The organism is Vibrio sp. 1731, from assembly GCF_033339955.1.
Taxonomy (GTDB): domain Bacteria; phylum Pseudomonadota; class Gammaproteobacteria; order Enterobacterales; family Vibrionaceae; genus Vibrio; species Vibrio alginolyticus.
On the sequence record NZ_JAWOVO010000026.1, the window covers coordinates 23,559 to 37,732 of the forward strand.

The window sequence follows — 14,174 nt, forward strand, 5'->3', positions numbered from 1 at the left end:
AAAGCTCTCAAGTAATTTATTTACATAAAGTTTTCGCATCAAATCACCGTTTTAACGCACAATAAAGTAATATAACTGAGTCATTCTCGTACAACCTCGCATTTTGAGACGGTGTAAAGGGGAGGCAGATTAGGGCATTACCTCATTAACGAAGTAGCCTTGCTCATCACAATTATTATCGTTTTTCATTAAGGGAGGGTGAGAATGGACGCAGACACCATTAACAGTTTTTTTCTAATAGGTGCGTTGTTAATCGCACTTAGCGTTCTTTTAAGCCCAGTGTCTTCTAAGTTGGGAATCCCAATTCTTTTGGTATTTTTAGCCGTTGGAATGCTGGCGGGGGAAGACGGCTTAGGCGGCATCTTATTCGATAACTTTTCGATCGCTTATTTGGTTAGTAACCTCGCATTAGCCATCATTTTGCTTGATGGTGGGATGAGAACGCGGGTCGCCAGCTTTAGGGTTGCGTTATGGCCCTCGGTCTCTTTGGCGACATTTGGCGTTGCGATCACCACCATTTTGACCGGGCTGATGGCAACGTGGTTATTCGACTTAGATTTATTGCAAGGCATATTGGTTGGTGCGATTGTTGGTTCCACCGATGCTGCCGCGGTCTTCTCTCTACTCAAAGGTCGTAGCCTGAACGAACGTGTTGGTTCAACGCTGGAAATTGAATCCGGCACCAATGACCCAATGGCGGTGTTTCTGACCGTAACTCTGATTGCTATTTTAGCGAACCCTGGCGCAGATTTAAGTGCGGGCTTTTTGGGGTTCAGTTTTCTTAAGCAGTTTGGTATTGGCGCGTTACTTGGCTTCGCTGGTGGCTGGATCTTATGGAAAGTTATCAATCGCAATCAATTACCAGATGGGCTGTATTCTATTTTAACGGTCAGTGGTGGCTTGCTTATTTTCGCTTTATCTAACACTTTGGGTGGCAGTGGTATTTTGTCGATTTACCTTGTTGGTCTTTTATTAGGTAACCGTCCAACACGCAGCCGCCACTCTATTCTTCATGTTTTAGATGGTATGACGTGGCTAGCTCAAATTGGTATGTTCTTGGTGCTTGGTTTGTTGGTTACGCCATCCAATTTACTCTCTATTGCGTTGCCAGGTCTTGCGCTTGCTTTCGGGATGATTTTGTTTGCCCGACCAATCTCTGTTTGGATTGGTTTACTGCCATTCAAGAGTTTCACGCCACGTGAAAAGTGGTTTGTCTCTTGGGTAGGACTGCGTGGTGCTGTACCTATCATCCTCGCGGTATTTCCGATGATGGCAGGGTTGCCAGATGCTCAACTGTACTTCAATTTGGCATTCTTTGTAGTAATGGTGTCTTTGATAGTACAAGGGGGCACGTTGACTAAGGCGATGTCTCTTGCAAAGGTCGAGCTACCTTCTAAGCCTGAGCCAATTTCGCGTACGGGTGTAGAGATTTACCCGACCAGTGAGTGGGAGCTGTTTATCTATAGACTTAAAGCAGATAAATGGTGCATTGGTGAGCCATTACGTAGTCTTTCGATGCCGGAAGGAACGCGTATCGCCGCTGTATTTCGCAGTAAAGAGCTATTGCACCCATCCGGCAGTACGCGTCTTGAGGAAGATGATACCTTGTGTGTATTAGCACAAGAAAAGGATTTAGATGCACTGAGCTTACTGTTTAGTGAAGCCCCAGAGAAAGCGTCGCTAGCGCGATTCTTCGGTGACTTCTTCCTCGATATTGAAGTGAAGCTTGCCGATATTGCCGTGATGTATGGTTTGAATCTGGGGGATGAACCGCTGGATAAAAGTTTGAGAAACCTTGTCGAAGAGCAATTAGGTAGCACGCCAGTATTGGGAGACCATTTCGAGTGGCAAGGTTTGCATTGGATCGTCGCTGATGTTGTTGATCAGCAGGTCACTAAAGTCGGTATCCGATTGCCAAACGAAAAAAGTAAGTCTGACGATAAGATGTCAATCTAGTCGCTCATTTCCGTCAGCATAATCACGGCTTGCGTGCGGTTCTTTACACCGAGCTTACGGAAAATCGCTGTCATGTGCGCTTTTATGGTAGCTTCCGAAACATTCAATTCGTAAGCGATTTGCTTGTTCAGCAAGCCATCGGACAACATTCCCAACACTTTATATTGCTGCGGTGTTAGCGCAGCAATCTTTTCCGCTAAGTCATTACATGCCGCGTTATTGGTGATCAACCCTTCAGGGAAGTATGGGTCGCCATTCAGCACTTGATTGAGCGCGTTCACTAATTCGCGCATGTCGCTGGACTTGGGAATAAAACCAAATGCACCATGGCTTTTCACCTGCGTCACGATCGCCGGCTCTTCACTCGCTGAAACGACGACGATAGGTAAATCTGGATGCTCTGCTCGCAAATGAATCAAGCCAGACATACCATTTGCTCCTGGCATTTTGAGATCCAATAGCACTAAATCTGGCTCTTCCTCTCGCTCCAACAAAGCCAGAAGTGCGTCGAGTGAGTCCGCTTCCAGCAAATTTGCACCACTAATAGCCATGTGGATAGATTGAAACAAGGCATTCCGGAAGAGTGGGTGATCATCTGCAATAATGATGGTGTAGGTCGAATCCATGACGTTAAACACTTTTGACTATTTCGTTAAATTTATTATTGTCCAGCTTTGAGAGAGTGGACAATATTTATTCGCTAAAAGTCTGAACCAAATCGACTTTTATTAGGAAAATTGCATATAAACGCAATGTTCTTATTCAAATCTGAGCAATAAAAAACGCCAGTGGACATCACTGGCGTTTGAATATCTGGTTATCAGAACTGCTTGATATGCTCTAAGAAAGGCTCAGCTTGCATGAATCCCGTCAAACGAGCGTTTGAAACGTGTTCGCCACTGGCATCCCAAAACTCAATTGTTGGTAAACCAAGTACATTCATGTGCTTCAGTAGTTCGATGTCTTGCACTTGGTTTTTGGTCACGTCCGCTTGCAGAAGAACGAAGTCTTGCAGTTTTGCTTCGACGCTTGGGTCATGGAAGGTGTACTTTTCAAACTCTTTACATGCTACACACCAATCGGCGTAGAAATCGAGCATGACGGGTTTACCTGCCGCTTTCGCAAGTGCCAGTTGTTCTTCAAGCTCCGCCACGTTAGCAATGCGAGTAAAGCTAACAGTGGCTTGCTGAGTTTGTGTTGTGCTGTTGCCAAACCAGTAATTTAAGATAGGTTGTGCTGCGGCTAGCAAACCTAAGACGGCGATTATGCCCACGGCACTTTGTTTCCAGCCACCAAACTCTAGACTGTTTTTGATGTGGTATAGCCAACCAAAAGCAGCAATACCCAGTGCTGACCACAGAATCGTTGACCACATTTCTGGCATGATGCGTTCTAGTAAGAAGATAGGTGCGGCAAGCAGAATAAAGCCGAACAGCGTTTTCACGCGGTCCATCCAACCGCCGGCTTTTGGTAGCAACTTGTTGCCAAATACCGCTACAAGGATCAGCGGAATACCCATGCCCATCGCCAGCGCGTATAACGCGATACCACCGGTAAGCAAATCGCCGCTTTGTGCCACGTAAAGTAGCGCACCAGACAGAGGTGCCGTGGTACATGGTGAGCACACCAGTCCAGAAATCGCCCCCATGGCGAATACGCCTGCACTGCTGCCGCCCTGTTGCTTATTACTTAAGTTATTCAACCATGTTTGAACGTTGCTTGGTAGCTGTAATGAGTACAGACCAAACATAGACAAAGCGAGTGCGATGAACAGTACGCTCAAGCCAATCAGCACATAAGGGTGTTGCATTGCTGCTTGGAACTGCATACCTGCAGATGCCACCACAAGGCCGAGTAGGGTGTAAGTCAGCGCCATGCCTTGTACATAGACAAACGACAAGCCTAGCGCACGGCGCTGACTCAGTTTGCCACTGCCAAGCACGATGCTGGTCAGAATTGGGTACATCGGCAGCACACAAGGTGTAAACGCCAAGCCCACACCAAGCGCCAAGAACAGAAGTGGTGTCCACCAGTTATCAGCAAGGTTGGCTGCAAGGCTATCTTGCTGTGTTACTGGCGCTGATGATGTGTCATCAGACGTAGATGATTGCGCCGCTGGTGGCGTTGCTGTTGGTGCTTGTTCTGCTTTTGGTATTGTCGTCGCCGCTGTTGAATCTGAGTTCGACGAAGTAAACGCGCTGATAGGAATCACGCGAGTTTCTGGCGGGTAACAGAAGCCTGCTTTCGCACAACCTTGGTATTGCACCACCACGCGCGCACCGTCTTGCCAATCATGCATTGGTACATTAACGAAGAGAGGTTGAGTATAGATATGCACGTCACCAAAGAATTCATCTTTATGCGGTGTGCCGTCTTCCATTTGCAGTTCGCCTAGCGATACTTTCTCACCAGCTACAGACAAGCGCTCTTGATATAGGTAGTACCCGTCACGTACCTGCCAATCGAGCATCAATTTGTCATCTTGCTGGTAGAAGTTAAATGGAAACGCCTGATCAACCGGAACAAAGCTGTCGCTGCTGCTACCAAAACTGTTGTTCTGGCTACTGTTAAACTGGTCTTTGCCAAATAAAGCTAAAGACGGAGTGGAAAAGGTAATGAGCCCTAAGAGTAAAACGGAAAGTAATGCGCGCATAAAAGAGTCAATTCATCTTAGATAATTGCCGTTAGTGTAACTCAATCAGACCCGGAGGCGAGTCAATAAGTTTCATGAAAATGAAGATTTATTGAGCATAAATCAAGACAACAGGCAATAAAAAAGGGAGCCGAAGCTCCCCGAGTAAGACTCTGTTTCTACTAGATCAGTAGACCACCGAATGCGAAGCCAAGTGCTACCGCAGAAGCGATGGTTACCACACCAGGTACAAAGAATGGGTGGTTGAATACGTACTTACCGATACGAGTTGAACCCGTGTCGTCCATCTCAACCGCTGCTAGAAGCGTTGGGTAAGTTGGCAGCACGAATAGCGCACTTACTGCTGCGAAAGATGCAACTGCGGTAAGTGGTGCGACACCGATTGCTAGTGCTGCTGGCATCAGCGCAACAGTGGTTGCACCTTGTGAGTAAAGCAGCATTGAAGCGAAGAATAGAACGAGTGCTAGCATCCATGGGTAGTCTGCTAGTAGCGCACCAGCCACTTCTTTGATGCCGTCAACGTGCGCGTTAACGAACGTAGAACCTAGCCATGCCACACCAAGAACACACACACACGCTGTCATACCAGAGCGGAATGTTGCTGCGGCTGGGATTTTGCCAGCATCGATTTTACAGCTCATTACGATAGCTGCCGCAGCTGCTAGCATTACCGTCATGATAGCTTCGTTACGGCCTAGAGCAGGGTTCTCGATAAGACCCACAGAGCCAGAAATTGCTGCTGCGTAACACACGACAAATGCGATTGCGCCTAGGAAGATGAAGGTGGCTTTCTTCGCTGTTGGTAGGATTTCGCGTTTTGCTTCTGTATTTAGCTTGATTAAGCCTTTTTCTAGACGCTCTTGGTATTCAGCATCGTCTTTTAGCTCACAGCCCATGAAGTTCGCCACGAACGCACCGATCATGCACGCGATGAACGTCGTTGGGATACAGATTGCTAGTAGTGTTAGGTAGTCAACGCCAAATGGGTGCAGCATTGCCGCGAACGCTACAACAGCCGCTGAGATTGGTGATGCGGTGATAGCGATTTGCGATGCTACGACCGCGATAGACAGTGGACGAGAAGGGCGCACGCCTTGGCCTTTCGCTACTTCTGCAATCACTGGCAAAGTAGAGAATGCCGTGTGGCCAGTACCCGCCATTAATGTCATTAGGTAAGTTACGATAGGCGCATAAAAGGTGATGCGCTCAGGATGCTTGCGCAAAAAGTTTTCAGCAACTTGCACCATCCAGTCTAAACCACCCGCTACCTGCATTGCTGCGATAGCGGTGATTACAGACATGATGATCAAAATTACGTCAACGGGAATGTAAGCTTGGCTTGTTGGTACGCCCAAGATCAAAGACAACGCAATGACCCCAGCACCACCGGCAAAACCAATGCCGATACCACCGATTCTTGCCCCCAAATAGATGAAGAGCAGAACCACGAAGAGTTCGACCATGACCATATTGATACCTCTTTAGTTTTTTATTTGATTCTGATTTTTTGAACACTCAGGAACAGGAGTAAATGCTCAGAGAATGAGAACCTAGTGGTTTAGCGGCAATAAAAGCATATAAAAAATGTGGTTAACCGTATGAGAGCCTAAAAAAGGGGCCTGAGTGGCCCCCTTCGGATTCGTTATTACTCGTAACGTTTTGCTTTGTAAGTAGGATGCATGAAGTTTTCTACTGACAAGATTTCATCAAGCTCCTCTGCTGTAAGCAGACCGCGCTCTAGCACGACTTCACGAACACTCTTGCCAGTTTCTGCACAAATCTTACCTACGATGTCACCTTCGTGGTGGCCGATGTATGGGTTTAGGTAAGTGACGATACCGATAGAGTTGTAAACGTAGTTTTCGCAAACTTCTTTGTTCACAGTGATGCCGTCGATACATTTATCACGTAGGTTCACACACGCATTGTGTAGTAGAGAGATAGACTCAAACACGCTTTGTGCGATAACTGGTTCCATTACGTTTAGCTGTAGCTGACCGCCTTCTGCTGCGAAAGAAACCGTGTTGTCGTTACCGAGAACTTTGAAGCAAACTTGGTTTACTACTTCTGGGATAACTGGGTTTACTTTAGCTGGCATGATTGAAGAGCCTGCTTGCATTTCAGGTAGGTTCAATTCATTTAGACCCGCACGAGGACCAGAAGAAAGTAGACGAAGGTCGTTACAGATCTTCGATAGTTTCACTGCTAGGCGTTTTAGTGCGCCGTGAGTCATTACGTATGCACCACAGTCAGACGTTGCTTCGATAAGGTCTTCTGCTGCAACAACGTCAAGGCCTGTTACTTCCGCTAGGTGTTTTACTGCAAGCGCTTGGTAGCCAGTTGGTGTATTTAGACCAGTACCGATTGCGGTTGCGCCTAGGTTGATTTCTAGGAGGAGTTTAGATGTGTAATCTAGAGCACGAATCTCTTCGTTTAGTGTTACCGCCCACGCATGGAACTCTTGACCTACTGTCATTGGTACTGCGTCTTGAAGCTGAGTACGGCCCATTTTCAGTACATCTTTAAACTCAACGGCTTTAAGTTCGAATGCGCCTTTTAGGTACTCAATTGCTTCCATTAGCTTGTGTACGCTGTTGTATACCGCAATACGGAAGCCTGTTGGGTACGCACAGTTGGTTGATTGGCTCTTGTTTACATGGTCATTTGGATTAACAAATTCGTATTGGCCTTTCTCTTTACCCATCAACTCAAGCGCAACGTTTGCGATCACTTCGTTCGTGTTCATGTTAACTGAAGTGCCTGCACCGCCTTGGAATACGTCTGATGGGAACTGATCCATACACTTGCCAGTTTCTAGGATCAAATCACACGCTTCGATGATGTAGTTTGCAACGTCTTTTGGAATAGCGCCAAGTTCTTTGTTTGCTAACGCTGCTGCTTTTTTGGTCATTACCATGCCGCGTACAAATTCTGGTACGTCAGAGATGGTCATATTGGAGATGTTGAAGTTCTCGATCGCACGTAGCGTATGAATACCGTAGTACGCATCTGCAGGGACATGACGTTGACCTAATAGATCTTCTTCAATACGAGTGGCTGGGTTTGCTGTTTTTGGAGCATCAGATAGGGTAGCCATAGCAGGATCCTTAGATGATAATTCTGATAATAAAGTTATTTATTAGCCATTTCTGCAATCTAGAATCCATTCATCAGAATTTTTGGCTGGAAAATCCGTCCTGACTTATGTGGCACATGATACTGCACCTAGCGCATAAAAATAGTAACTAGATCACCTTTTTCGTTTTTCATGAGTCAATAATTTGCAAAGTATGAACGGGTTATTAATAACCCTTTATGGGTACTCGATTTTCCTCGACAAACATGAGTTTTTAGAGTTCGAAATTAGCACTTTAAAAGCACGAAAAAATCGGTATGCAATTGAATGAAACGCGCTCCCGCTACTTTGTCTAAAAAAGAAGGAGACCAGTATGAACACGCTTTTTTACAACGATTCGTTTGAGCTTAGTCTGCTTTTACCATTACACTGAATTAAACAAAGGAGGGCGTGTGTTTCCTATCTTATTATTAGCGTTTATTTTTGTTCCGATCATTGAAATCGGCTTATTTATTCAGGTGGGCGGCTTTTTAGGTTTATGGCCGACCATTGCACTAGTCTTAATCACTGCATTTGTTGGTGCGTCGTTGGTTCGTAGCCAAGGTATACAAACACTGATGTCAGTACAGGGGCGTCTTGAACAAGGTGAAATTCCAGCCCAGCAAATTTTTGAAGGCGTAATGCTAGCGGTGGCTGGCGTGCTACTGTTAACCCCGGGCTTTATGACCGATGCCCTTGGTATGTTGGTGTTGCTTCCTGCGCCACGCGCCGCGATAGCTAAATACTTGATGAGCAAAATGGTGGTGAAAACCATGCATGGCGGTGGCTTCCAAGGTGGTTTCTCTAACCAGGGGCCATTTGAGCAAGACCCGTTCCGTCGTGACCCATTTGATTCCCAGTCAGATAATGGCAATACCTTCGAAGGGGAATACGAGCGTAAAGACGATGATGATCGCAACAAGCTCAACTGATTGAGTTAGTCAGCAAAGAAAACAAAAGGGCGCACCAAGCGCCCTTTTCTGTATTTGGAATTCGTGTCGCTTACAATGCGCCTTCAAAGCCCATTTGACGCCATGCTTCAAAAGCGATGATCGCAACGGCATTCGAAAGGTTTAGGCTGCGCGCATCTGGCATCATTGGAATGCGAATACGCTGCTCCATTGGCAAGCTATCGATGATTTCAGCAGGCAAGCCACGAGTTTCTGGACCAAACATCAAAACATCACCCGCTTGGTATTGTGCATCAACGTGATGACCTGTGGTCTTTGTCGTACACGCAAACAGGCGGTAGTTGCCTTGCTTCTCTTTCTCTAAGTATTCCAAGAATGCTTGATAATCTTTATGACGCGTTACGCGAGCTAAATCATGGTAATCCAAACCAGCGCGGCGGACTTTTTTCTCTTCAAGATCGAAACCCAGAGGTTCAATTAAGTGAAGGTTTGCACCGCAGTTGGCGCATAGTCGAATGATGTTGCCGGTGTTCGGCGCGATTTCTGGTTCGTATAAAGCGATATCAAACATGGTATTGAAATAGAGTTGGTCAAAGAGAGGGGCAGTATATACCCAAGTCACCGAAATATGCGAGATTCAGCAAGATTGACCTGGGTATGAAAGCAGGCATTAGCGCGGATGTTAATACCGTAAGGCTTAATGCTTCTTATAAGAGAGCGTGAGCATAGTTTTCTTCAACTGCTCGCCAGTTGACGACGTTCCACCACGCATCAATATATTCTGGGCGACGGTTTTGGTAACTGATGTAATACGCGTGCTCCCACACGTCTAATGCGAGGATTGGTTCACCGCGCACATCCACTACGTCCATCAGAGGGTTATCTTGATTGCTGGTGGACGTAATGTGAATCTCACCATCTTTTACGATCAGCCATGCAAAGCCAGACCCAAAGGTATTGATGGCAGCTTGGGCAAATGCCTCTTTAAATTGCGCAAAGCTACCAAATTTATCGTTAATTGCTTGAGCAAGCGCGCCTTGAGGCTCTCCGCCACCGTTTGGTGACATGCAATTCCAATAAATGATGTGGTTGTAATAGCCGCCACCATTATTACGTACTGCTGGACTGAGCTTAGAGATATTGTCAAAGATCTCGTCTAATGACTGAGTTTCGAGCTCGCTCCCTTCAACGGCATTTACAAACTTATCAAAGTACGTCTTGTGGTGTTTGCTGTAATGCACTTCCATGGTTTTCGCGTCGATGTACGGCTCTAGTGAATCGTACGGGTAAGGCAGAGCGGGAAATGTATGTGACATAGTAAATCCTCCTTAATTGGAAAATTTACTTTAATGCTAACGATAATTATTATCAACTTTGATCTTTGTAAGGGTATTCTAAGAAGCCTCACCAATTTCTAAAGTGAGGGTGGGGCTGTGAATCACTCACTCTAGAAATATGGTGCGAATTATTGTTAGTTCATCAAATTGAGACTAACAATTGATCGGTAAGGTGATACTCATGCGCAATCCGCCTAAAGGACTTCGGCTGGCTGCGATCGTGCCACTGTGCTGGCGAATGGCACTTTCGGTAATGGTTAGGCCGAGACCTGTGCCGCCAGAGTGGCGATCGCGTGCCGTGGAAACGCGATAGAACGGGCGAAAAATCGCGGCCAGTTCCTCTTCTGGTACACCTTCTCCATTATCGTCAACCGTGATACGAAGCGTATCGTCATCGGCTTTGATGTCGATTTGTACCTCATCTTTTCCGTAGTAAATGGCGTTACGAACGATATTTTCCACCGCACTCATCAGCAGTTTAGGGTTACCGGAAATATTGCGCTTAGGTAATTCTGAATAGTGTAGCTGTTTGCCCATTTGCTCTGCTTCAAACTGCGCATCTTTAATGATCTCTTCCCATAAACTTTCTAATGGCTGTGTTTCGCGAGTCATATGACTGTTCGCCTGCATGCGAGAAAGCTCTAGTAGTTCGCTGATCATCTGTTCCAAGCGCTGCGCTTCGGTATCGATACGAGTCAGTTCTGGGCTTTCGCCTTGTTTACGCGTCGCTAATGCGCTTGCCATGCGCAGACGAGTTAAAGGTGAGCGCAGCTCGTGAGAGATATCGGATAGCAAACGTTGTTGTCCTGAAATCATCTGATTAACCGCTTCGACCATCTGGTTGAAGCTGCTACCTGCTTGACGAAACTCCGCCGTGCCTTTTTCTAAATTTGGGTCTGTGACAAATTCACCTTTCGCCACACGTTGAGCAGCGGCTTCAAGACGACGTGCTGGTTGACTCAAAGCCCAAGCAAGCCATAACAGCAATGGTGTACTAACCAGCATGACCGCAAGCAAGAGCTGGAATGGGTGATCAAACAGACGCAGGAGTAGAGGTGGTGGCTCATTCCACTTGAAGCCCACGTACATCAAGATATCGGAACCTGCCAAAGTGATAGGAATTGGGCCCGCAATCATGTATCGACCATACAGCTTCTGCTTTGGATTATTGTAATCTTCGATACTGGTGACAAAGTTTTGCATTGCACGCAATTGAAAATTGCTGCGTTTTTCTGTCGTAAGAACATTACCGCTGTAGTCAGAAAAAAACACTCGTGGGCGAGGGTCGTGCTTGCCGTGGCGGTTGCCCTCGATACGAAAAAGTATGCGGCCTAAATCTGTTTGCTGGCTGTATTTTTGTTGGATTGAGTCACGCGTTTCTACCATACGTTTGTAGTGTTCTTCTGGAATATCGCGAGCTTTGCGTGGGTCCAAATGTGGCAGTGATAGCACGGCTATCAATACTAATAACATGGTGAACCAAAAAATGGCAAAGATGCGTCCATACAGGCTATTGATGTTTGGCAGTTTGATGCGTGATAGGCGCATTAATCCTCCTCAAGCAGCATGTAGCCACGACCACGCAGGGTTTTGATTCGCGGCTTGCCATTGCTTTGATCTGGTAATTTTTTACGTAAGTTCGAGACATGCATATCGATAGCGCGATCAAAAGCAGCGAGTCGTTTACCAAGCACATCTAAGCTCAGTGTCTCTTTGGTCAGCACTTGTCCTGGGTTTTGTACGAAGTGGGTGAGTAGCGCAAACTCGGTTGCTGTGAGGTCGAGTAGCTGTTGCTCACAATACGCTTCTTGCTTACCGGGATAGAGGCGGATTTCTTGATACTCAATGCAATCGCTGTTTTTGGTATTTTTTTGTGTGCTGCTAGTGCGGCGTAAAATCGCACGGATACGCGCCAACAGCTCTCGGTCACTAAAAGGTTTTGGTAAATAATCATCCGCGCCCAGTTCCAAGCCGATCACGCGATCAATTTCTTCCCCTTTAGCGGTCAGCATCAAGACGGGAGTTTCCCAATTTTCACGTAAGCGTTTCAGCGTTTCCATGCCATTGAGTTTTGGCATCATGACATCCAACAAAATCAAATCAATCTTATCATTGATCGCGGCTAAGCCGGCTTCACCGTCATTTGCTTCGCTGACGTCAAACCCTTCGAAACTGAGTACTTCTTTTAATAAGCTGGTTAGCTCGATATCGTCATCGATTAAAAGAATGTTTGCCATGGGGGCACCTATAGTAAGTTACCGATAGCCTAATATTACATTGGAATGATGCGCAACGAAGAGGAGAAAAATCACTCTTTACGATTCTTTACGCTCCCTATACGTCGCTTTACCTAGCGGGTCGTATTCTATACTCAAGCGCTGTGAGAACAGCTCAGAAGAACCACTCACCTGTGTAAGGAATCGTATTATGAAGTCTGCAAAAAAACTTGTGTTAGCTGCTGTTGTTCTACCTCTTACTCTTGGCGCCGCAAGCGCATTCGCTTACGGTGGTAAAAACCATCATAAAGGCCCTCGTGACGAATGCGGCATGGGTATGGACCGAGGTGTCATGCGTCAACTAGACCTGACTGATGCACAAAAAGATCAGCTAAAAGAAATGCGTGAAGCAAACAAAGCAGAAATGAAAGCAAAATTCGCTGATGGCAAAGAAGCACGTATGGCTGAGCGTCAAGCGCATCACGCAAAAGTACAATCGCTTTTGCTGGCGGATAACTTTGATGAAGCTCAAGCTAGCGAATTAGCAAAAGAGATGGTTGAGCGCCAAACGGAACGTCGCGTGCAAATGCTAGAAAGAAAGCACCAAATGCTTAGCGTATTAACACCTGAGCAGAAAGCGAAATTTGTTGAGCTACAAAATGAACGTATGCAAGAGTGTGGCGACAGAATGCACAAGCGCATGGAAAAGTCGCGCAATAATTAAGTCATGAATTGATGTTATATAAAGAGGCAGCCATTGGTTGCCTCTTTTTGATCTGGTTATTTCATGGTCATTCAATATACTCAACGTATGGTTTTAGTTAACTCTTTGATTATGAAACAGCAATACGCACGTTTAGTTACGACCGCCGCTTGGACTGCAACCATTGTGGCGACGCTTCTTCTGATAGTAAAAGTCATCACGTGGTGGGTAACCGGCTCAGTGAGCTTATTGGCGTCATTGATTGACTCCATGTTAGATATCGCGGCTTCAGTTGTGAATCTTGTGGTGGTTCGTTACGCCTTACAACCTGCAGACCGCGAACATACTTTTGGGCATGGTAAAGCTGAGTCCTTAGCGGCCCTAGCCCAAGCAATGTTTATTTCGGGCTCGGCAGTATTTTTGATTCTTAACGGGATTGACCGATTTTTCCGCCCGCATGCTTTACACGCACCGGAGTTAGGTGTGTATGTATCGCTGTTTGCGATTGTGGTCACACTTGGCTTGGTGATGTTCCAAAAACATGTGGTTCGCGTGACGGGGAGCCAAGCAATAGCGGCGGATTCTCTGCATTATCAGACTGACTTGTATATGAATGCTGCGATCATGGTGGCTCTGGGGCTCAGTTATTTTGGAGTGACTCAAGCGGATGCTGTGTTTGCGATTGGTATTGGTGTCTTCATTCTTTATAGCGCTTTCAAAATGGTCAGCGAAGCGATTCAAACCTTACTTGATAGAAAGTTGCCCGATGAAGAACTTGAGCAAATTAGCCAAGCTTGTTTGAGCGTAAAAGGGGTATTGGGTGTGCATCAGTTACGCACACGAATGTCAGGACCGACGCGCTTTATACAGTTGCATTTAGAGCTAGACGATAACTTACGATTAATTGAGGCGCATTACATCGCTGATAAAGTGGAAGATAATTTATTGGCTCTGTTTCCTGATGCGGATGTATTGATCCATCAAGATCCATTGTCTGTCGTTTTCGGACCTGAGAAAGAGCAGAAAGCGCAAGATTGGTAGGCTTGAAAAATCCATCAGTGCCCGACGACAAACAGGTACTTATTGACTATCTTTCCATCAATACTTATTAAGATTCGTGATCCTGATATGAATCAACAAAGTTTCATAGAGAAACTGTAATACTCTTACATAAGTAGAAAAGTTACATAAAAAAGTGCGTTTTCATTGGTAATCCTGTAGAGGAAATGTAACATAACGCACAGTTCTGGATTATGCAGGTTGCTTGGTAACAAGGGGCCTAA

12 protein-coding genes are annotated in these 14,174 nt (G+C 46.0%); 4 read left to right on the top strand and 8 right to left on the bottom strand.

Annotated features, from left to right (window positions below):
- The first annotated feature begins 204 nt into the window (after positions 1–204).
- Complete coding sequence (locus R7035_RS21665) at positions 205–1,956, top strand: potassium/proton antiporter (protein WP_262652071.1); 1,752 nt, start codon at positions 205–207, stop codon at positions 1,954–1,956.
- Here R7035_RS21665 and R7035_RS21670 read toward each other — a convergent pair.
- From R7035_RS21670 to aspA, 4 genes are all read right to left on the bottom strand, one after another.
- Entirely contained in the window at positions 1,953–2,582 is a 630-nt protein-coding gene (locus R7035_RS21670) for a response regulator (protein WP_005382375.1), read from the bottom strand. The genes R7035_RS21665 and R7035_RS21670 overlap by 4 nt on opposite strands.
- Before the next feature lie 194 nt (positions 2,583–2,776).
- A complete protein-coding gene (locus R7035_RS21675) occupies positions 2,777–4,609 on the bottom strand; it encodes a protein-disulfide reductase DsbD (protein WP_054577279.1) in 1,833 nt (610 codons plus the stop codon).
- A gap of 161 nt (positions 4,610–4,770) precedes the next feature.
- Entirely contained in the window at positions 4,771–6,078 is a 1,308-nt protein-coding gene (locus R7035_RS21680; protein ID WP_005382378.1) for an anaerobic C4-dicarboxylate transporter, read from the bottom strand.
- 176 nt (positions 6,079–6,254) lie between these two features.
- Entirely contained in the window at positions 6,255–7,706 is a 1,452-nt protein-coding gene (gene aspA / locus R7035_RS21685) for an aspartate ammonia-lyase (RefSeq protein WP_005382379.1), read from the bottom strand.
- Positions 7,707–8,137: 431 nt separating this feature from the next.
- Here aspA and R7035_RS21690 point away from each other — a divergent pair, with 431 nt between their 5' ends.
- Positions 8,138–8,656, top strand: coding sequence for an FxsA family protein (locus R7035_RS21690; protein ID WP_033907286.1), 519 nt, complete (start codon positions 8,138–8,140; stop codon positions 8,654–8,656).
- Between the two features lie 70 nt (positions 8,657–8,726).
- Here the strand turns inward: R7035_RS21690 and trmL are convergent, their stop codons facing one another.
- The 4 genes from trmL to R7035_RS21710 all read right to left on the bottom strand — a co-directional run bounded on the left by trmL (position 8,727) and on the right by R7035_RS21710 (position 12,209).
- Positions 8,727–9,206, bottom strand: coding sequence for a tRNA (uridine(34)/cytosine(34)/5-carboxymethylaminomethyluridine(34)-2'-O)-methyltransferase TrmL (gene trmL, locus R7035_RS21695; protein ID WP_064354386.1), 480 nt, complete (start codon positions 9,204–9,206; stop codon positions 8,727–8,729).
- Positions 9,207–9,342: 136 nt separating this feature from the next.
- The gene (locus tag R7035_RS21700; RefSeq protein WP_005382382.1) at positions 9,343–9,951 is read right to left on the bottom strand and encodes a superoxide dismutase; all 609 of its coding nucleotides are present in this window, start codon (positions 9,949–9,951) and stop codon (positions 9,343–9,345) included.
- A 174-nt stretch (positions 9,952–10,125) separates the two neighbouring features.
- Positions 10,126–11,520 (bottom strand): envelope stress sensor histidine kinase CpxA, encoded by a 1,395-nt coding sequence (cpxA, locus tag R7035_RS21705; RefSeq protein WP_005382383.1) that lies wholly within the window; start codon positions 11,518–11,520, stop codon positions 10,126–10,128.
- On the bottom strand, positions 11,520–12,209 hold the full coding sequence (locus tag R7035_RS21710) for a response regulator (RefSeq protein WP_005382384.1): 690 nt from the start codon (positions 12,207–12,209) through the stop codon (positions 11,520–11,522). Before R7035_RS21710 ends, cpxA begins: the two co-directional genes overlap by 1 nt.
- 190 nt (positions 12,210–12,399) lie before the next feature.
- On the opposite strand from R7035_RS21710, the gene R7035_RS21715 reads away from it, so the two are divergent.
- The gene (locus R7035_RS21715; protein WP_005386388.1) at positions 12,400–12,912 is read left to right on the top strand and encodes a CpxP family protein; all 513 of its coding nucleotides are present in this window, start codon (positions 12,400–12,402) and stop codon (positions 12,910–12,912) included.
- Between the two features lie 111 nt (positions 12,913–13,023).
- Positions 13,024–13,932 carry a CDF family cation-efflux transporter FieF gene (gene fieF / locus R7035_RS21720; protein ID WP_064354391.1) on the top strand — a complete coding sequence of 303 codons (909 nt, stop codon included), beginning with the start codon at positions 13,024–13,026 and terminating at the stop codon, positions 13,930–13,932.
- Positions 13,933–14,174 lie beyond the last annotated feature (242 nt).

What these genes read in the sequence shown, in the direction of transcription:
- R7035_RS21665 (WP_262652071.1), top strand. Translation starts at nt 205, where the DNA reads ATGGACGCAGACACCATTAACAGTTTTTTTCTAATAGGTGCGTTGTTA.
- R7035_RS21700 (WP_005382382.1), bottom strand. Translation starts at nt 9,951, where the DNA reads ATGTCACATACATTTCCCGCTCTGCCTTACCCGTACGATTCACTAGAG.
- fieF (WP_064354391.1), top strand. Translation starts at nt 13,024, where the DNA reads ATGAAACAGCAATACGCACGTTTAGTTACGACCGCCGCTTGGACTGCA.
- R7035_RS21715 (WP_005386388.1), top strand. Translation starts at nt 12,400, where the DNA reads ATGAAGTCTGCAAAAAAACTTGTGTTAGCTGCTGTTGTTCTACCTCTT.
- trmL (WP_064354386.1), bottom strand. Translation starts at nt 9,206, where the DNA reads ATGTTTGATATCGCTTTATACGAACCAGAAATCGCGCCGAACACCGGC.
- aspA (WP_005382379.1), bottom strand. Translation starts at nt 7,706, where the DNA reads ATGGCTACCCTATCTGATGCTCCAAAAACAGCAAACCCAGCCACTCGT.
- R7035_RS21675 (WP_054577279.1), bottom strand. Translation starts at nt 4,609, where the DNA reads ATGCGCGCATTACTTTCCGTTTTACTCTTAGGGCTCATTACCTTTTCC.
- cpxA (WP_005382383.1), bottom strand. Translation starts at nt 11,520, where the DNA reads ATGCGCCTATCACGCATCAAACTGCCAAACATCAATAGCCTGTATGGA.
- R7035_RS21670 (WP_005382375.1), bottom strand. Translation starts at nt 2,582, where the DNA reads ATGGATTCGACCTACACCATCATTATTGCAGATGATCACCCACTCTTC.
- R7035_RS21710 (WP_005382384.1), bottom strand. Translation starts at nt 12,209, where the DNA reads ATGGCAAACATTCTTTTAATCGATGACGATATCGAGCTAACCAGCTTA.
- R7035_RS21680 (WP_005382378.1), bottom strand. Translation starts at nt 6,078, where the DNA reads ATGGTCATGGTCGAACTCTTCGTGGTTCTGCTCTTCATCTATTTGGGG.